At 58.8% G+C, this 17,978-nt stretch carries 21 protein-coding genes; 7 read left to right on the top strand and 14 right to left on the bottom strand.

Annotated elements, in window-relative coordinates; genetic code table 11:
- Positions 1-54 precede the first annotated feature (54 nt).
- Positions 55-921 carry an aromatic amino acid exporter YddG gene (yddG, locus tag BM152_RS13105; RefSeq protein ID WP_066600599.1) on the top strand — a complete coding sequence of 289 codons (867 nt, stop codon included), beginning with the start codon at positions 55-57 and terminating at the stop codon, positions 919-921.
- Positions 922-944: 23 nt separating this feature from the next.
- Here the strand turns inward: yddG and BM152_RS13100 are convergent, their stop codons facing one another.
- The 3 genes from BM152_RS13100 to BM152_RS13090 form a co-directional block, all read right to left on the bottom strand.
- Positions 945-1,112, bottom strand: a complete 168-nt coding sequence (locus tag BM152_RS13100; RefSeq protein ID WP_074914289.1) for a YdcH family protein — start codon at positions 1,110-1,112, stop codon at positions 945-947.
- A gap of 135 nt (positions 1,113-1,247) precedes the next feature.
- Positions 1,248-2,009 (bottom strand): tRNA1(Val) (adenine(37)-N6)-methyltransferase, encoded by a 762-nt coding sequence (locus BM152_RS13095; RefSeq protein ID WP_066600596.1) that lies wholly within the window; start codon positions 2,007-2,009, stop codon positions 1,248-1,250.
- Positions 2,006-2,224 (bottom strand): putative signal transducing protein, encoded by a 219-nt coding sequence (locus tag BM152_RS13090; protein WP_066600593.1) that lies wholly within the window; start codon positions 2,222-2,224, stop codon positions 2,006-2,008. The genes BM152_RS13095 and BM152_RS13090 overlap by 4 nt, the downstream gene beginning before the upstream one ends.
- A 60-nt stretch (positions 2,225-2,284) precedes the next feature.
- On the opposite strand from BM152_RS13090, the gene BM152_RS13085 reads away from it, so the two are divergent.
- Positions 2,285-3,283, top strand: a complete 999-nt coding sequence (locus tag BM152_RS13085) for a polyprenyl synthetase family protein (protein WP_066600590.1) — start codon at positions 2,285-2,287, stop codon at positions 3,281-3,283.
- A gap of 61 nt (positions 3,284-3,344) precedes the next feature.
- Here BM152_RS13085 and BM152_RS13080 read toward each other — a convergent pair whose 3' ends face one another.
- From BM152_RS13080 to BM152_RS13070, 3 genes are all read right to left on the bottom strand, one after another.
- Positions 3,345-4,175: a 4-(cytidine 5'-diphospho)-2-C-methyl-D-erythritol kinase gene (locus BM152_RS13080; protein WP_066600588.1), complete on the bottom strand. Its 831-nt coding sequence runs from the start codon at positions 4,173-4,175 to the stop codon at positions 3,345-3,347.
- On the bottom strand, positions 4,165-5,877 hold the full coding sequence (locus BM152_RS13075) for a tetratricopeptide repeat protein (protein ID WP_066600586.1): 1,713 nt from the start codon (positions 5,875-5,877) through the stop codon (positions 4,165-4,167). Before BM152_RS13075 ends, BM152_RS13080 begins: the two co-directional genes overlap by 11 nt.
- A 120-nt stretch (positions 5,878-5,997) precedes the next feature.
- Entirely contained in the window at positions 5,998-7,650 is a 1,653-nt protein-coding gene (locus tag BM152_RS13070; RefSeq protein ID WP_066600583.1) for an electron transfer flavoprotein-ubiquinone oxidoreductase, read from the bottom strand.
- A gap of 342 nt (positions 7,651-7,992) precedes the next feature.
- Here BM152_RS13070 and greA point away from each other — a divergent pair, with 342 nt between their 5' ends.
- The 4 genes from greA to BM152_RS13050 all read left to right on the top strand — a co-directional run bounded on the left by greA (position 7,993) and on the right by BM152_RS13050 (position 10,754).
- Positions 7,993-8,463, top strand: coding sequence for a transcription elongation factor GreA (gene greA, locus BM152_RS13065; RefSeq protein WP_066600581.1), 471 nt, complete (start codon positions 7,993-7,995; stop codon positions 8,461-8,463).
- Between the two features lie 15 nt (positions 8,464-8,478).
- On the top strand, positions 8,479-9,495 hold the full coding sequence (locus BM152_RS13060; RefSeq protein ID WP_074914309.1) for a hypothetical protein: 1,017 nt from the start codon (positions 8,479-8,481) through the stop codon (positions 9,493-9,495).
- Between the two features lie 222 nt (positions 9,496-9,717).
- Positions 9,718-10,434, top strand: a complete 717-nt coding sequence (locus BM152_RS13055) for an AzlC family ABC transporter permease (RefSeq protein ID WP_066600708.1) — start codon at positions 9,718-9,720, stop codon at positions 10,432-10,434.
- Complete coding sequence (locus BM152_RS13050; protein ID WP_066600578.1) at positions 10,431-10,754, top strand: AzlD domain-containing protein; 324 nt, start codon at positions 10,431-10,433, stop codon at positions 10,752-10,754. The genes BM152_RS13055 and BM152_RS13050 overlap by 4 nt, the downstream gene beginning before the upstream one ends.
- A gap of 3 nt (positions 10,755-10,757) precedes the next feature.
- Here BM152_RS13050 and BM152_RS13045 read toward each other — a convergent pair whose 3' ends face one another.
- From BM152_RS13045 to BM152_RS13020, 6 genes are all read right to left on the bottom strand, one after another.
- Positions 10,758-11,387: a hypothetical protein gene (locus BM152_RS13045; RefSeq protein WP_231730478.1), complete on the bottom strand. Its 630-nt coding sequence runs from the start codon at positions 11,385-11,387 to the stop codon at positions 10,758-10,760.
- 25 nt (positions 11,388-11,412) lie between these two features.
- Positions 11,413-11,547, bottom strand: a complete 135-nt coding sequence (locus tag BM152_RS13040) for an aa3-type cytochrome c oxidase subunit IV (protein WP_066600573.1) — start codon at positions 11,545-11,547, stop codon at positions 11,413-11,415.
- A 54-nt stretch (positions 11,548-11,601) separates the two neighbouring features.
- Complete coding sequence (locus BM152_RS13035) at positions 11,602-12,096, bottom strand: DUF6173 family protein (RefSeq protein ID WP_066600571.1); 495 nt, start codon at positions 12,094-12,096, stop codon at positions 11,602-11,604.
- A 2-nt stretch (positions 12,097-12,098) separates the two neighbouring features.
- Positions 12,099-13,130, bottom strand: a complete 1,032-nt coding sequence (locus BM152_RS13030) for an MBL fold metallo-hydrolase (protein ID WP_066600568.1) — start codon at positions 13,128-13,130, stop codon at positions 12,099-12,101.
- Complete coding sequence (locus tag BM152_RS13025; RefSeq protein ID WP_066600563.1) at positions 13,130-14,839, bottom strand: acyl-CoA dehydrogenase family protein; 1,710 nt, start codon at positions 14,837-14,839, stop codon at positions 13,130-13,132. Before BM152_RS13025 ends, BM152_RS13030 begins: the two co-directional genes overlap by 1 nt.
- A gap of 113 nt (positions 14,840-14,952) precedes the next feature.
- Positions 14,953-15,522 (bottom strand): YqgE/AlgH family protein, encoded by a 570-nt coding sequence (locus BM152_RS13020; protein ID WP_066600561.1) that lies wholly within the window; start codon positions 15,520-15,522, stop codon positions 14,953-14,955.
- Between the two features lie 284 nt (positions 15,523-15,806).
- Here BM152_RS13020 and BM152_RS13015 point away from each other — a divergent pair, with 284 nt between their 5' ends.
- Complete coding sequence (locus tag BM152_RS13015; RefSeq protein ID WP_066600558.1) at positions 15,807-16,601, top strand: protein-disulfide reductase DsbD domain-containing protein; 795 nt, start codon at positions 15,807-15,809, stop codon at positions 16,599-16,601.
- Between the two features lie 9 nt (positions 16,602-16,610).
- On the opposite strand, the gene moaB is transcribed toward BM152_RS13015, so the two are convergent.
- Together moaB and BM152_RS13005 are read right to left on the bottom strand one after the other, a co-directional pair.
- The gene (moaB, locus tag BM152_RS13010) at positions 16,611-17,153 is read right to left on the bottom strand and encodes a molybdenum cofactor biosynthesis protein B (protein ID WP_066600556.1); all 543 of its coding nucleotides are present in this window, start codon (positions 17,151-17,153) and stop codon (positions 16,611-16,613) included.
- A 13-nt stretch (positions 17,154-17,166) separates the two neighbouring features.
- Positions 17,167-17,943, bottom strand: a complete 777-nt coding sequence (locus tag BM152_RS13005) for a uracil-DNA glycosylase (RefSeq protein WP_066600553.1) — start codon at positions 17,941-17,943, stop codon at positions 17,167-17,169.
- Positions 17,944-17,978 lie beyond the last annotated feature (35 nt).

Raw genomic sequence — 17,978 nt, 5'->3', positions numbered from 1 at the left:
TTTTGCGGCCCATTTGTGATTGCACAACAGCAATGTTTTGGCCTTAGTGCTTTTATGACAAAACGCACCGCCACATTCATCGGCTTTATCGCCGTGCTGCTCTGGGCCCTTCTCGCCCTCTTCACCGTAGGTGCACGGGAAGTCCCCGCCTTACAACTCAATGCTGTGTGCTTTGCGATTGGCGGAACGATCGGGGTGATATGGACCACCGCGAGTAAACGCTGGCATGAGCTGAAAAATGTGCCGCTGTCGATCTACGCATTTGGAACAGTCGGTCTTTTCGGCTACCATTTTCTCTACTTTTCGGCCCTCAAAGCCGCCCCCCCTGCCGAAGCCGGATTGATCGCCTATCTCTGGCCTTTGCTCATCGTCCTGTTTTCTGGCCTGCTTCCAGGAGAGACCTTGCGCCCGCTGCATCTTGTCGGGGCGGGTCTGTCCTTTGTTGGCGCCGCGCTCATCGTCGCCAAAGGCGCATCCTTTTCGGGAGGGCATATGACAGGCTACCTGCTGGCCAGCGCCTGTGCGCTGACATGGTCAAGCTATTCGGTCATCTCCCGTCGGCTCGGATCGGTCTCAAGCATGGTGGTCACAGTCTATTGTCTGGCGACTGCCGTCCTGTCCCTCCTCGCGCATCTCGCGCTGGAAGAGACCGTCTGGCCCTCGTCGCAGGCGGGCTGGCTTAGCATGATCGCCCTCGGCCTCGGACCCGTAGGAGCCGCGTTTTATGTGTGGGATATCGGGGTCAAGCGCGGCAACATCCAACTCTTGGGGACGGCCTCATATGCCGCACCGTTGCTCTCGACGCTGGTTCTCGTCGGCGCGGGCATCGCAGAGCCTCGCGCAACGCTTATCTTGTCAGCAGTTCTGATTACCGCTGGTGCCGGTTTGGCCGCATTCGCCAGCCGCCAAACCGGGTCGTGACAGTTCAAGGGGCAGAGGTCGCGTCAGGTGGTGCTCAGGCGCGCAATCTCTTCTTTGATGCGGAGTTTCTGCTTCTTCAAGTCAGCGATCCGAAGGGCGTCGATACCCGGCGAACGTTGAGCAGTCTCAACGGCCTCCGAGAGGGATTGATGCTTTTTCTTCAGTTCCTCGATGTGGGACGTCAAGCTCATGTCTTCTCCTCTCTGTTTGGATACAGCTTTGTAAAAGCTATACGACAACTGCAGCATAGAATTTGAGTCGTGTCACGGCTTGTTTTTGGAACAATATGACCCATATATGCTTGCACGCGAAAGATTGCCCAAACCTTAACGCGACCACGGCAAATCTGCGCCGCTTCGCAAGATTTTCAACACATTTTCGGCATAACTTTCACCATCACGTTCATGGCGCAGCCCTTGGTGCATGATCAGCGGCGGCTCCAGAGCGAACGCCGCCCGCCCGGACTTGCGCGCCTGCACCAACACAAGCTCGGCCACGCGCCCCACCCGCGGCTGCACCGCACGCACACGCACCGACCCCAAACGCCCCTCCAGAGCACAAAGCAGGTCCGGCAGGCGGTCCGCCTTCTGGATCATGGTTAAATAACCTTTGGGAGCCAGTCTGCGCGCAGCCACATCGACCCAAGTCGACAAGGGGGTCTCGCCAGCCAAAGCAATATCGCGCCCCTCATCCTCAGAAGCCGTTGAACGCGCACGTTCGTAATAGGGTGGATTGGCAATAACATGGTCGAAACTTCGCGCCCGGATATCATGCGGCAAATCCCGCAAATCCGCGATACAGACCGTCATATCCGCGCCGTTCTCCACCGCGTTGCGTTGCGCCAGAGCGGCATAGAACGGCTGCACCTCGATACCGGTCAGGCTCAGACCCGCAACCCGCGCATGCAAGCACAAGGAGGCCACACCGGCCCCGCAGCCCAGTTCCAACACAGTCTGTCCGGAACGCGCAGGCGTCGCCGCTGCCAAAAGCACCGGATCCACCCCCGCACGATAGCCGCGCTTCGGTTGGAACACATGAATCTGCCCGTCCAGAAAAGCATCCCGGCTCAGATCATCCTCTGCGCTCACAATTCCTCCAGATCGAAGTCATTATCTTTGAGAATACGCCGCGCTTGCGGCAGGTCGTCATCGCGCACCATCAGGCGGCGCGGCAATATGCCAATCCCTCCTTCGAGGATGCTCATATGGACGTCCATTTCAAAGCAGTCTATATCCTCTCCAGACAGGAGCGCTTTGGCATAGATGATCTGGGTCGGGTCGGTTGTGCGTAGGAGTTGCTTCATTATTCAAGTTAACGACAGGCCGTGAGGTTTGTCGAGCCGGGAAAACCGCGAGGGCATCACATGGGTTTGGAAAAAGCCGTTGTCAAACCGCACGAAAGACTGGCCACCGCACTGGCGGCAGAGCTGATTGCGGTCAATGCACTGATCCGCAAGCGGATGTCCTCCGAACATGCGCCGCGCATCCCCGAGGTGACAGCGCATCTGATCGAAGCGGGCGGCAAGCGCCTGCGCCCGATGTTGACGCTGGCGGCGGCGAAAGCCTGTGGCTACCAAGGCCCCTATCACATCCACCTTGCCGCAACCGTGGAGTTCATCCACACCGCCACGCTTTTGCATGACGATGTCGTGGACGAAAGCGCGCAACGGCGAGGCCGCCCAACGGCCAACCTCCTGTGGGACAATAAATCTTCAATTCTGGTCGGCGACTATCTCTTTGCCCGCGCGTTCCAGTTGATGACAGATGCCGACAACATGCGCGTCCTGAAAATCCTGTCCAACGCGTCCGCAACGATTGCCGAGGGCGAGGTGCTGCAACTGACCGCAGCGCAGGACCTCAAGACCGACGAAAGCATCTACCTGCAAGTGGTGCGCGGCAAAACCGCCGCCTTGTTTTCCGCTGCGACCGAAGTCGGCGGCGTTCTGGCAGATGCGGATGAAACCGTCATCAAAGCCCTGTTCGATTATGGCGATGCGCTCGGCATTTCCTTCCAAATCGTGGATGATTTGCTGGATTACTGGGGGTCGGATCAAACCGGCAAGAATGTCGGCGACGATTTCCGCGAACGCAAACTCACCCTGCCCGTCATCAAGGCCGTTGCGAAAAGCGACGATGAAGAACGCGCCTTTTGGGTGCGGACGATTGAAAAGGGCAAACAGGAAGACGGCGATCTGGACCACGCCATTGCCTTGCTGAACCGTCACAACGCTTTGGAAGAAACCCGCGACGTGGCCATCGCATGGGCGGACAAGGCGAAAGACGCTTTGAAAGCCCTGCCCGAAAGCGACATCGTCGAAATGCTGTCGGACATCGCCGATTACGTCGTCGCCCGCGTGCGCTGATTCGACGCCGATATTCGCAAGGGCACGCGAGAGGGGCGTGAGGCGGGCTTGGTCCGGCACCTCACCCCGGCAAGGTGCTCGCGGATTTCACCCACCACCACGGATTGCTGTCCGCCAGTTGCAGCGCTGCGGCGTCCGCCGTGTAGCGATTTTCGAACAAAGCAAAACAGGTCGCGCCCGAGCCGGACATGCGCAACATCTGCGCCCCCGGAGCAAGCGCCAAGGCCGCCAAAGCCGCTGCCACTTCCGGCACGCGCTTTACAGCAGGCGCCTCAAGGTCATTGCGCTGGGTGCTCAGCCAGTCGATGAAAGACAAGCTATCGGGCCAGTCCGGCAAGACCTCCGGCATCGCGGCGTTTGTCTTGCTCTCCAAAGATTTGAACACCTCGGGCGTCGAAACCTCGACCCGCGGATTGACCAGAACCATGTGCAAAGCTGGCATGGAAACCGGTGTTAAGGCCTCCCCGATCCCGCTCATACGCACTGGTTTTGCGCCCAGACAGACCGGCACATCGGCGCCGAGGGACAGTGCGCCCTCTGCGATCACAGGCTTTGCCCCAAGGCGAGCGGCTGCGCGCAAAGTCGCTGCTGCGTCGGCAGACCCTCCGCCGATTCCGGAAGCGGGCGGCAGACGTTTGTCGAGAGTCAGGGACATGGGAAAGCCCGCCAGACCGGCCGCCAGCATCACCAGATTGGAACTGTCCGTCGGCACGCCTTGCGCAAACGGACCTGTCACGGAAAGCGCCGATACCGTCGCAGGCGTTGCAGTCACCTGATCGCCCTGATCAACAAAGGCCACCAGACTGTCCAGAAGATGATACCCGTCCTCGCGCTGCCCCGTGACATGAAGCGTCAGGTTGATCTTGGCCGGAGCAAAGACCTTAACCGTCATTGATCGGCCTCGTCGGTTCTTCGCCCTCGTCGATCAGAACCCGATCAAGCCCCACCTCCAGCTTGCGCCGGATGCGGTTGGCCTCGTCCTCTTCGGGATCAAAGGACAGGGCCCGTTTCCATTGGAAACGCGCTTCGCGCACACGCCCGACCGCCCAATAGACATCGCCCAGATGGTCATTGATGATCGGATCGACCGGCATCAACTCGGCGGCGCGTTCCATCGGCTCGACCGCTTCTTCATAGCGCCCCAAGCGATACAGCCCCCATGCCAGACTGTCCGTGATGTAACCGTCCTGCGGACGCATCTCTGCGGCCTTGCGGATCATCTCCATCGCCTCGTCCAGATTGGTTTTCAGCTCCAGAAACGAATACCCCAGATAGTTCAGCACCTGTGGCTGGTCGGGTTCGAGTTCCAGGGCCTGACGTAGATCGGCTTCGGATTTTTCCCATTCCTCAAGACGCTCATAAGAGGTCCCACGAGTAAAGTAGAGCGGCCAAAGCGCCCGTGTCGGGGGCTGATGGCGGTCAATGACTACGGAATAGGCCTCCGCGGCCTCGGCATAACGCTCTTCACGGCGCAAGGCATCGCCCAGCGCGATATGCACATCATCCAGCTCGGGATGGGCTTTCGCCAACTGGCGCAGCACTTCCAACGCCGCCTCACTCTTGCCCGCCGCACGCAGGGTCTCTGCACGTCCGAGGCTGGCAATCGGATAGACCGGATCCTCCGGTGAAATACTGTCAAAAGCTGCCGTCGCCAGATCATAATTGCCCAAACGCTCCAGCAGAGTGGCCACGTTCAACACATAATTGGCCTCATTCGGGCGCAACGTCTCGGCAATCCGCGCGTAGAGCAGGGTATAGCCGTCATCGAGCCCGCCATCGAGGGCCGCAGCCACAGCAAAGAACACATCCGCGATCCCGCCCCGTGCGCTGCGCACAACGGTGAAAGGAACGGTCTCGCCCGCCGCCAAAGACGCACGAAGCCCTTCAAGCACAGGGTCCAACTCCCCCTCGCCAAAATTGTCGTTCAGCACGGTCAAAGCTTCGTCATTGCGCTCAAGCTGGCTGAGAATTTCGATGCGCGCGATCACGGAAGATCGGGTTTCCCGAATGCCGGATTCGGTCAGAACCTCCAAAGCCCCTTCGAAATCACCGACGAGGCCAAGCGCCAGAGCTTTGTTGTAATACCCGAAATCCTCAAACCCTTGGCTCAGGTTCGCGCCATTGTCGAAAAGTTCCAGCGCGCCGGACATATCCCCCTGACCGACATGCGCCCAAGCGAGCATCAGGCCATCCACCACAGTGCTGATGCTTTGCCCGCCTTCGAGAGCGGCAACGAGACCGTCATAGTCCCCCTCTTTCACCAAAAGGGTCAGTTGGGACATGGCGGCGATCTGGTTGCCGGGTTCGATCTGGCTCAAAAGTGCGGCATAACCTTTGGTCGTCTCGAAGTCGCCCATGGAAATATGCGCGGAAATCACGGATTCGAGCAGAACCGGATTTTGCGGATCGGAGGCCAGCGCACGCGTGGCATAGCTCGCGAGTTCCTGAAAGCTACGGTCCATCGTGGCCTGACGTGCCGCCAGATAGGGGCCGGCATCCGCCATAAGGGGCGCAGGCGCCAGCGTTGCGGCACCTCCAAACAAAAGGCCAATGGCCGTAAGGGCAGATATCATGCGGCGCGCGCGTTGTGTCACCTGTCGTCTCCTTGGACATTTTGCCTGTATCTGTCCGAACCTATCGCCCAAACCCCGCAGCCGCAATGCAAACGGGGGCCGCTTTGGCCCCCGTTGATCAACAAGCGTAACACGTTGCCGTTACATATTCGGATAGTTCGGCCCGTCTCCGCCTTGCGGGACAGTCCATGTGATGTTCTGGCTGGTTTCCTTGATGTCACAGGTCTTGCAATGGACGCAGTTCTGGAAGTTGATCACAAATTTCGGCTCCTGGCCCTCTTCGGTCAGGTATTCATAAACACCCGCCGGACAGTAGCGCTGTGACGGACCGCCGAATTCCTTGTAATCGACATCAATCGCCACCTGCGGATCCTTGAGCTTCAAGTGGCAGGGCTGGCTTTCCTCGTGGTTCGTCGCCGCGAAGGCCACATTGGTCAGACGGTCAAACGAAATCACCCCATCGGGCTTCGGATAGTCGATCGGCTTGAACTTCGCCGCCTTGCCCGTTGCTTGAGCATCCGTCTTGCCGTGTTTCACCGTGCCGAACAGAGAGAACCCGAACAAGTGGTTGGTCCACATGTCGAAACCGCCGAGCGCCAGAGAGGCTGTCAGGCCGAATTTCGACCAGAGCGGCTTGACGTTGCGCACGCGCTTGAGGTCTTTGCCCACCGCGCCCTCGCGCAGTTCGATCTCGTAACCTTCAAGCGTATCCCCCGCGCGGCCCTCTTTGAGCGCGCCGGCAACGTGTTCGGCTGCGGCCTTGCCCGAAAGCATCGCATTGTGGTTGCCCTTGATCCGCGGCACGTTGACCAGACCGACGGAACAGCCCAGCAGAGCGCCGCCCGGAAAGGCCGCTTTCGGCATCGACTGATAGCCGCCCTCGGAAATCGCGCGCGCGCCGTAAGCGACACGTTTGCCACCTTCCAGCAAGGCTTTGACTTGCGGATGCTGTTTGAACCGCTGGAATTCCATGTAGGGGAAAAGATAGGGGTTTTCGTAGTTCAGGTGCACGACGAAGCCCAGATAAAGCTGGTTGTTTTCGGCGTGGTAAATAAACCCGCCACCCCCGGCATTTGATCCCAGAGGCCAGCCCATCGAGTGCCAGACCTTGCCCTCTTTGTGCTTGTCAGGGTCGATCTCCCAGATCTCTTTCATGCCGAGACCGAATTTTTGCACGTCGCGACCGTTTTGCAGGTCGTATTTCGCGATAATCTCTTTGGCCAAAGACCCGCGCACGCCTTCGGAAATCAGCACATATTTACCGTACAACTCCATCCCCGGCTCGGTGTTTTCGCCGATGGACCCGTCAGGCTCCAGCCCGAAGACACCGGCGACCACGCCTTTGACCTCGCCATTGTCGCCGTAAACCAGTTCCGAACATGCCATGCCGGGGAAGATTTCGACCCCCATTGCCTCGGCCTGCTCCGCCATCCAGCGGCAGACATTGCCCATAGACACGATATATTTACCGTGGTTGCTCATGAAAGGCGGCATGGGCCAATTGGGAATGCGGATTGAACCGGCCTCTCCCAACATATGGAAGTGGTCTTCCGTGACCTCGGTGTTCAGCGGTGCGCCCTTTTCTTTCCAGTCGGGAATCAGGGCATCCAGACCCACCGGATCCAGCACCGCTCCAGACAGGATATGCGCGCCCACTTCCGAGCCTTTTTCCAGAACGACGACACTCAAGTCCTCGTCCAATTGCTTCAGCCGGATCGCAGCAGACAGGCCCGCAGGCCCCGCCCCCACAATCACGACGTCATATTCCATCGCCTCACGCTCGATATTCGACATTTAATTTCTCCCTGGCTCAGGCGGTGCTCCGCCGACTACCTAACCGCGAAGCAAGGGGAGGGTCAATTTATGTTCCGGTTTTTCGTTGCGTTCTTTGAGGATTGCGGCCCGCTCTCGCTGCTGAGCCCACAAATTCCCGCGCAAAACCCCGCCGACCAAGTCACAAGACCGGCAAACAGCGGCCAGAATCGCTTTCCAAACAAAATTTGCGCCCTCATGGCCACAAAGCCCCCTTGCAATAGACTCGCATTCCGGGTCAGGTAGTTCGACAAGAATGTAATAACCAAAGCACACGGGGGCATTTACCCCTGTCGTGCTTTTTTCGTGCAGATGAGTGGGTTGATGGAAAAGATTCTCATAACGCGCGCGGGTTACACCGCGTTGAACGCCGAACTGAAACAGCTCAAGTCCGTGGAGCGCCCGGCGATCATTCAGGCGATTGCGGAAGCCCGCGAACTCGGCGATCTCTCGGAGAATGCCGAATACCATTCGGCACGCGAGAAGCAGAGCTTTATCGAAGGCCGGATCAAGGAACTTGAAGGTGTACTCTCGCTCACCGACGTTATTGATCCGAAAACGCTCTCGGGGAGCGTGAAATTTTCCGCCACCGTGACCATCGTTGATGAGGACACGGATGAGGAAAAAACCTACCAGATCGTTGGTGAGTATGAGGCCGACATCGAACGCTCCCTTTTGAACATCAAATCCCCGCTGGCGCGCGCGCTGATCGGGAAAGAGGAAGGTGACAGCGTCGAGGTTCGCACACCCGGCGGCGTTAAATCCTATGAAATCCTCAAGATAGAGTATATCTAATCGGGTAATGTGGTCGTGGAGGCCCCCTTGGCAGACGAAAGCCCGAAAAAAGTAGAACTCGGCGTCTATCAACGCCCCGAAGATGCGCCGAGAATTACAGCAACCGAGATGATCGCTGCGGTCTTGTCACTGTTGTGGCTGGCCATGACAGCGGGCTATTTCATGATTGTCGGCAAAGGTTCGAGCGAGTTCGACAGCATCCGCTTTGTGATGATGCTGATCGCGATTTTCATGCCTGTTGCGATGATCTGGGTTGGCGCACTTGCCGTGCGTGCTTCGGTCACCATGCGCGAAGAGAGCCGCCGCCTGCAAACCGCCATCTCCGCCATGCGACAGTCCTATCTGGCGCAGCAACATGGCGGCACCGCTAGCGCCTCGGTCGAGAAAAAGCTCGAAGAGATTGCCGCCGCCCAGCGCAAGACCGAAAGCACATTGGCAACCTTCACCTCGATCCGTCCGGGGCAGACACCGGCGGAAGACAAGCTCGCCATTCCGGCCCCTGCGCTTGTGGAAGAACAAGCCTCCCTCGCGCTTGGCACCCCGTCTGAAAGCCTTGCGCCGCCGCTGTCGGTTGCGGATTTCATCAAAGCACTCAACTTTCCGGAAACCGCCGATGACAAAGAAGGCTTCCGGGCGCTGCGCCGCGCTTTGTCGGATCGCAAGGTCAGCCAGCTGATCCATGCGGCCCAGGACGTGCTCACGCTTTTGTCGCAAGACGGCATCTATATGGACGACCTGCGCCCCGACCGCGCCAAACCGGAAATCTGGCGCCGCTTTGCCAAGGGCGAGCGCGGTCATTCCGTTGCTGCGCTTGGCGGTGTTCGGGACCGCTCCTCTCTGGCGCTGGCCTCGGCCCGGATGAAACAGGATGCGATTTTCCGCGATGCGGTGCACCATTTCCTGCGCAAATTCGACAAGACCTTTGCCGAGTTTGAACAGACCGCCTCGGATGAAGAAATCGCCGCCCTGTCCGACAGCCGCACCGCACGGGCCTTTATGCTGCTGGGACGCGTGACCGGCACATTCGACTAAGCGACGTTTGCAGCCTCTTCACCATTCGCAAAGCCCGTCTTCACAATTTGTCATTGGCCCCCTATCTCCGGCACACTTAAAGTGACGCGGATATTCACGCGTTTTGCGACACACCCGAACCGCGGGAATTGCGAAACGCAGCGGACGAATTGATATAAAGGGCCTTTCACACTCACCTTGCGAGACAAGGGAAATGCGACAGGCTTCAAAGCGATGGATTCTATGATTTCTTCACCTGCTGCACGGCAATTTCTTCAAGGGGCCAAGGACGGCCTGCCCTTCCACATCGTCATCTGGCCATTTGCCGCCATTTTTGGCGCGATTGCCACGCAGGCCGGTCTGAATGTCGTGGAGGTCATGGGTTTTTCCATTCTCGTGATCGCGGGCTCTGCACAGTTGGCAGCACTTCAACTCATGACGGAAAACGCCCCGACTGTGATCGTTCTCGCCACAGCGCTGGCAGTGAACCTGCGTATGGGGATGTATTCCGCATCCATCACCCCGCATCTGGGCAAAGCCTCGCTCCTGACCCGCGCCTTTGCGGCTTATATGCTCTACGATCAGCCCTATGCGCTTTCGACGATCAAGTTCGAGAAAGAGCCGGACATGAATCTGTCCGAAAAACTGGGCTACTTCTTCGGCACGGCCATTCCGATTGGCGTTGCATGGTATGCGCTCACGCTGATCGGCGCATTGCTTGGCGAGCGCATCCCCTCTGACATCGGCGTTGATTTCGCGGTGCCCATCACATTTCTGGCCGTGGTTGCGCCTATGCTTAAAACACTGGCCCATATGGCCTCCGCGCTCACCTCGGTTGTTCTTGTGCTGGTCTTGAGCTTTATGCCTTACGGCACCGGCCTGTTGGTGGCCGCATGTGTTGCACTTGTTGTGGGGGCCCAGATCGAAGTCTGGATGGAAAAAAGAAAGGATGCGGCATGATTGAAGCCAGCACGACAGAAATCTGGATCGTCATCCTCGGGATGGCAGCGGGCACTTTCCTGATCCGCTTCTCGTTTCTTGGCCTCGTCGGAGACCGCCCCCTCCCCGCATGGCTGTTGCGTCTTTTGCGCTATACGCCGGTGGCCGTTCTCCCCGCCGTTGTGGCCCCCATGCTCTTGGGCGCGAAGGCAGAGACGGACCCGCTACGCTTGTTTTGCGCGGCGGTGACGATCATTGTCGGGGTCTGGACCAAGAACGTGCTCTGGGCGATCCTGACAGGCTTGGGCCTGTTCTTTGGCCTCGGCGCGTTTCTGGGATAAGCCTCAAGCGCCCCCGTGTGCCAGCAGCAAGGGCGGGGCCTGCACCAACCGGCCATTGTCATCCGGACTGTCGTCATAAAACTTTTGCTCGGTCACGCCCTGCAATTCCCCGAACCAGTTCATCAGCTTCTTGGGGGACATCGTATGTGGCGTCGCCTCAAAGCCGGGCAGACTTCTTAAAATATCGGAGATGCTTCTGGCGCACATGGCCTTGGGCACGGCACCATAGGCTTGCACCTTGGCCAAAGCGAGCGTGGCGACTTCAGGGCTCACCTGAACCGTCTGTTCGACGACATGCCAGCTCACCCGCGCATGGTAATCAATGTAAAAGTCAACGGCGGCATCGCTCATTCCGAAATGGACATCATTCCGTTCCGGCAAATGCGGATGATAGAACGTGCCTGCCGGATCAAAAATCACCCGCTCGGAAGGCGCATTAACCATAAGCGCGCTATGGCCCCCGCCACCGTGGCGGTTGTTGATCACTGTGAACAATGTCAGCTCATAGGGGGCGCCATGCACATAATGCGAGCGCGCAACATCGGCGTCAGGCGCCCATTTGGGTTCTGCGGCCCCACATGCGGTGAGAACGACAAGCGACAGGAGCCAAAAGGCTCGATGCAAAATGTGCAAAGTTTCGGCTCCCGGCCTTAGTAGATCAACTGTTGAAAACGGCCATGATGAGCAGAACGAAAATGCTGGCTCCGGCCACACCGATCGACCACTTGATAAAGCCGTCGAAGGTCTTTTCCTGAACCGAAATATCCATTTCACCGTGTTTGTGTTCAGCCATAGTGCGTTTCCCCTGTGATATTTTCTATTGAATTAGACGATTCAGAGGCGTCTGTCACCCGTTGGCTGTCTCATCCGGCTGTTCTGCTGCCTGCTCCTGTTCCAGATCGGCCACAAGGCGAAAGCCGATCCGTGCGGGGGCTTTGTCTTCGATCTGTTTCGGCAAGGCCCGCAACATCACATTGAGCTGGCTGACATGCTGGATCAGCTGGGTTTTCGTGCCCGCAGCATCGGTTCCGTAAAAGGTCACGATATCGGGGTCGAAAAATCCGATTCCCTCAATTCGCATCACCCCAGTGTCGGAGCCGGCAAACCCCATCGCGATCTCATGTTCGCTGTCGAGCTGTTCCTCGAAATTCTGGATGTAGAGGATCAGCCGTTCATAGGCCCATTCGGCAGCGCTTTTCTCTGCCACCGGCTTGCGGGCCATAGCATCCGGCAGAGGCTTTTGTTCCGCAGAACAGGCGTCAGGGTCGGCATGGACCACCCGCGCTTGCGGCAGCGCGGTGCTTTCATGCGCCTCGGCTGTGGTGCGGATCATATCGGTCATGGTCATTCTCCTGTTTGCCACAGGATGGCACCATCTTCACGTCTACGTCCAGACACAACCCCAAGTCGCTCAAGATGGCGGCAATGGGCCATCGCCTCGACCATCGCCAAACCGTATTCGCCCTCTTTGATCGGGCGCTTGAACAGAACCTCGAAACAGTCGCAAGCCGTGCGAGGCTCCGACAGGGCCTCGGTCAAACGCGCCAGAGCATGACGGTGATTCTCGATCAGATGGGTCAGCCGCGCGGGCAGACCTGTATAGGGCAGCTTGTGGCCGGTCAGCACCAGATGCGTGTCGCGGGCATGGGGCACAAAACGCTCGCAAGACACCAGCCATTCCCCCACGGGGTCCGCCTCGGTTTCTGTGGCCGATACCCCAAGGTTGGGAGAAATCCCGCCCAGTAGCTGATCGCCGCCAATCACCAACTGCGCATCACGGCTCCAGAATGTCAGATGTTCGGGCGCATGACCGTCGCCTGTGCGAATGTCCCACAGGCGTCCGCCAATCTCGATCTCGTCACCGTCTTGCAAGCGGGTGTAGCCCAAAGGCAGGGGATGAACAGCATCAGCGGTATTAAAGGGTCGCTCGTTCAGGCGCTTTTCGTAAATCTCCGGTGCCATCCCGCAAGAGCGCCAAAAGGCCAGCATCTCTGCAGTCGGGGCCTCCTGTACATCAAGCCGAAGCATCCGAGCCATGAGGTAAGACGTGCGGCTGGTCAGAAGCTCTGCGCCATGTTCGGCGATCAACCAGCCAGCCAGCCCGATATGGTCAAGATGGTGGTGGGTCACGATCACCCGTTTGACAGGGCGGCCCCCAAGCGGTCCGGCCATGAACTCCGACCAAAGACGGCGGCTTTTGCCTGTGTCCACGCCCGTGTCCACCACGGTCCAGCCATCGCCCTCGTCAAAGGCATAAACATTCACATGCCCCAAAGGCGGCGGCAAAGGCATCCTCGTCCAGAGCACCCCCTCCGCAACCTCCACCACGCCTCCCGTTTCAGGCGGCTCGAAGGGCGTGCGGATCGGGGTAAACATCAGACTGTCAGATCCTCTGGACTCAAGGCATAAATATCTTGGGCACCGAGACGCACCTGCGCCAGCAAAGCCCTGTGTTCGGGCAGCATACGCTTGATGTAGAAAGCCGCAAGACGCGAGCGTGGCCCGTCGCCCCCTTCGGCAATCGCGGCTTTCAAATGGAAATACCCGCCCAGAACACGCGCAAAGGCCCGCAGGAACGGCACCGCCACGCCGAACCGGTCGTTCATGGGCAGGGTCAGAACAGTCTCCAACCCTTCACGCAGGGTTTCGGCGCTGTTCCAGACCGCAATGGCGCGTTTCGGAAGAATGGCCCGCGCGGCTTCGGCAAAGGTTTCGATCTCGTCGAGCAGGGCAAAGGCCGCCTCGCCCCCGTCCATCAGCTTGCGCCCGACAAGGTCCATCGCCTGAATACCGTTGGTGCCTTCATAGATCGACGTGATCCGCGCGTCGCGGGCATACTGCGCCGCACCTGTTTCCTCAATATAGCCCATGCCGCCATGCACCTGCACGCCAGTCTGGGCAACTTCATGCCCGATGTCGGTAGAGAAAGCCTTGGCAATCGGGATCAGGAACGCACCGCGCGCCTGCTGTTCCGGAACCGTGCGCCCGAGATCAAGCGCCACGCCACAGGCCAGAGCGATAGACCGCGCCACGAACGTATCCGCCCGCATGGTCGCCAGCATCCGGCGCACATCGGCGTGGTCGATAATCCCCGCCCCTTCATTACCCAGCGGAGACTTGCCCTGCACTCGGTCCTGCGCATAGGCCAACGCCTTTTGTGTCGCGGCCTCTGCAATGCCCACGCCCTGAACCCCGACGCCAAGGCGCGCGTTGTTCATCATGGTGAACATACATTTCATGCCCTGATGCTCTTCACCGACGAGCCAACCCTTGGCCCCGTCATATTCCATCACACAGGTCGGAGACCCGTGGATGCCCAGTTTATGTTCAAGGCTCACCACATGCAGGCTGTTCTTTTCGCCCAAAGACCCGTCTTCATTCGGGATCACTTTCGGCACCATGAACAGGGAAATACCCTTGGTTCCCGGCGCACCGTCCGGCAGTCGCGCCAGAACGAGGTGACAGACGTTCTCGGAGAAATCATTGTCGCCCCAAGTGATGAAAATCTTCTGACCCGTGATGCTATATGACCCGTCCCCGTTGCGCTCCGCCTTGGTGCGCAGGGCGCCCACATCCGAACCGGCCCCCGGCTCCGTCAGGTTCATCGTCCCGCACCATTCACCGGAAACGAGTTTTGGCAGATACACAGCCTTGAGATCATCAGATGCGTGATGTTCCAGCGCCTCGATCTGGCCCTGACACATAAGCGGGTAGAGCGAGAGCGCCAAACAGGCTCCCGACATCATGTCATTGACCGCCGTACCAACCGTAAGGGGCAGGCCCATGCCGCCATTGTCCGGCGAGGCCAACATGCCGATCCATCCGCCTTCGGCCACCTGCCCCAAAGCATCGGCAAAGCCCGGAGAGGTTTTCACCACGCCATCGACCAGTTGCGCGGGGTTCAAATCACCACCACGATCCAGCGGTGCGATCACGTCGCTTGCCAGTTTGCCAGCCTCTTCGAGAATGGCCAGAACCGTGTCCTGATCGACATCCGAGAAACTCTCGCTGTTCAGCACAGCAGAGAAATCGACAATGTGGTCGAAAATGAACTGATAATCCGACACCGGAGCGCGATAGGTCATAGGGATCTCCTCCTGAGCGGGTCACTGTGCCATGACGGGCCTCACCGCAGTTTCACCCAAGAGTAACGAAGCCCCGTTCATCCCCCAACCTGAACGCTGCGTCACAGACCGGATCAGGCGCGACCGGCATCTCCGGATAAAAGCGCGGGGCTCACTCCCAGAGACAGAAGTGCGGCTTCCCATTTCTGCGCATCGGGTGTCTCGAAGACAATCTCGGGGGCCGCATCACAGCTGAGCCAGCCGTTCTGGGCAATCTCGCCTTCGAGTTGCCCCGGCCCCCACCCGGCATAGCCAAGGCACAAAATCCGCTCGGAGGGTCCGGAACCAAGCGCCATATCCCGCAAAATGTCGCGCGAGGCGGTCATGGCATAGGCGTCCCCGACCTCCATAGAGGCATGATCCGCGTCATAATCCGTGCTGTGCAGGACAAACCCGCGCCCGATTTCGACCGGCCCGCCAAAGTGGACGGGCAGAGGGCGCATATCGGGGCTGGGACGAATCTCCAGCTGATCCAGCACATCTGCGACGGCGATCTCTTCGGAGCGTTTGTTGATCATCAAGCCCATCGCACCTTCCGGCGAATGGGCACACATAAAGACGACCGCATTTTCAAAACGCGGATCTCCGATGCCCGGCATCGCGATCAAAAGCTTCCCTGTCAGATCAGAAGATTGTGGTTCCATATTCCCAACACATCGCAATGTGACCCAAGGTGCAAGGCTTCGCGCCCGCGTTTTTCATGAAAGCTGGAACAAGCTGACCGAAAACCGCCACACCGGCCCATGAAACAGATGTAGGGTCCCTTTTCCGAAAGTTGAGTCCATCACGTTTTTCATATGCCCGTTTGCTCACTTTCTTGCGATAAACGGGCCGAAATTGCGCCTCAAGCGCAACAGGACAGGGTCTTCACGGCCAGATCGTCCAAATGTGAGTTTGTCTTGAAAGGGTCTGTGCCTATATCGGGCCCATGACACGCATCTTTGCCCCACTTATGACCGCGCTCACCCTCGGCCTCTCTGCTCCTGTCTATGCACAAGAGGCATCCGACATGGCCCGGGTCGACATTCTGCCCGGCTGGCAGATGGACAACGGCCACCGCATGGCCGCCATCCGCATACGCCTCGCCGACGGTTGGCATACCTATTGGCGCAGCCCCGGAGAAAGCGGCATCCCGCCCACATTCGACCTCTCGGCGTCAAAAAACCTGTCCCATATAGAATTGCACTGGCCCGTGCCGGAACTCTTCACCGACAATGGCATGTGGTATCTCGGCTATGAGGACGAATTGATCCTGCCGGTCGAGCTGATCCCCGATGCACAGGGCGAAATCCGGCTTGAGGGAACGATGGACCTTGGTGTGTGCAACGATATCTGCGTGCCGATTCAGGCGCAGTTGAATGCGGCACTCTCTTCCGATGGCACGGGTGCATTCAGCGACCAGATCAAAATTTCTTTGGCAGACCGCCCGACCGAGATCACACATGCCATCTGTGACGCCACGCCGATTTCCGACGGAATGCGCCTGACCGCGACCCTCAAAATTCCGAAGATGTCCGGCGAGGTGGTCGCCATAATCGAACATCCTGACCACTCCATCTGGATTTCCGAATCACAGATGACACGCAACGGCGACACGGTTGAGGTGCAAAGCGATCTGGTGCCCGCCAATGCGCAACCGTTTTTCATCGACCGCTCGGCCCTGACCATCTCCGTCATCGGTGGCGGTCAGGCCTATGAAGCGCGCGGATGCACCGGAAGCTGAAACGTCCGGTCACTTCCGGCGTTTGTGTTCGTCGAGCCGCGGAAGAATCTGGACGAAATTACAGGGCTTGTGGCGGTAGTCGAGCTGAAGCTTGAGAATCTCGTTCCACGCATCCTTGCACGCGCCGGTCGAACCGGGCAGCGCGAACAGATAGGTTCCGCCCGCCACACCGCCAGTCGCACGCGACTGAACGGCGGAGGTGCCGATCTTTTGCATGGAGACGATGGTGAAAACCGTGCCGAAAGCGTCGATCTCTTTCTCATAGACATCGCGATGCGCCTCGACCGTCACATCCCGCCCCGTCAGTCCGGTGCCGCCGGTGGAGATCACCACATCCACATTTTCGTCCGCGATCCAGTCCTTGAGCTGGTCACGGATCAGCGGGCGGTCGTCGGTGACAATCTTGCGATCCGCCACCACATGCCCCGCCTCTTCGATCATTTTAACCAAAGTGGCGCCGGAGCGATCCTCCTCAAAGCTGCGCGTGTCAGAAACGGTCAGAACCGCGATGCGAACAGGGATAAAGTCGAGGGTTTCGTCGATATGGCTCATAGCGGCCCCTGAGTTAGGATTTCAATTTCGCCTGAATTTCGAGAAGATCGGCCCAAGCCTCGCGTTTGGCAATCGGCGTGCGCAAGAGATACTGGGGATGGATCATCGGCATCGCGGGCTTGCCCATCACGGTTTGCCATTTGCCCCGAAGCCGCGTGATCCCCGCCCGCCCGAGCAGCGCGGTGCAGGCCCAGTTGCCCATGAGAACAATCACATCAGGATCGGCCAGTTCGATATGGCGCATGAGAAACGGTTTGAGCATGGCGATCTCTGCCGGAGACGGGTCGCGATTCTCCGGTGGCCGCCACGGAATCGGGTTGGTGATGTAAAGCGCCGTCTGCGCGTCTGGTGAGGAGCGGTCCAAGCCGATGGCCGCGAACACCCTGTCCAGAAGCTGCCCCGAGCGCCCGACGAACGGCTTGCCCTGAATATCTTCCTCGCGCCCCGGTGCCTCGCCGATGATCATCACGCGGGCTTTCGGATTGCCGTCAGAGAACACCAGATTGCGCGCACCACGTTTCAGATCACAAAGATCGAATCTCGCCATAGCCTCGTGCAGCGCCTCCAGAGAGCCTGCGGACTGCGCCAGTTTCAGCGCGACCTCGCTCGCATCATTCTCTTTCTCGGGCTGATGAGTGACGCTCGGCGCCTTTTGCGCGGCGGGTTTGGGCGCTTTTTCCGGAATTTCATAGCGATTGACCGGCGACTCGGAGATCGCCTCGGCTGCGCCGAGTTCGATCTGCCACTCCAAAAGAGCATGTGCCTGCCAATAATCGATCTGAGTCTCCATAGGCGCGAAGCTACAGGGCCGGACCGCAGAGGTAA

This window comes from Celeribacter halophilus, assembly GCF_900114135.1.
Taxonomy (GTDB): Bacteria; Pseudomonadota; Alphaproteobacteria; order Rhodobacterales; family Rhodobacteraceae; genus Celeribacter; species Celeribacter halophilus.
Note: the sequence above shows the minus strand (reverse complement) of the source record. Positions and strands in the feature narration are given on the sequence as shown.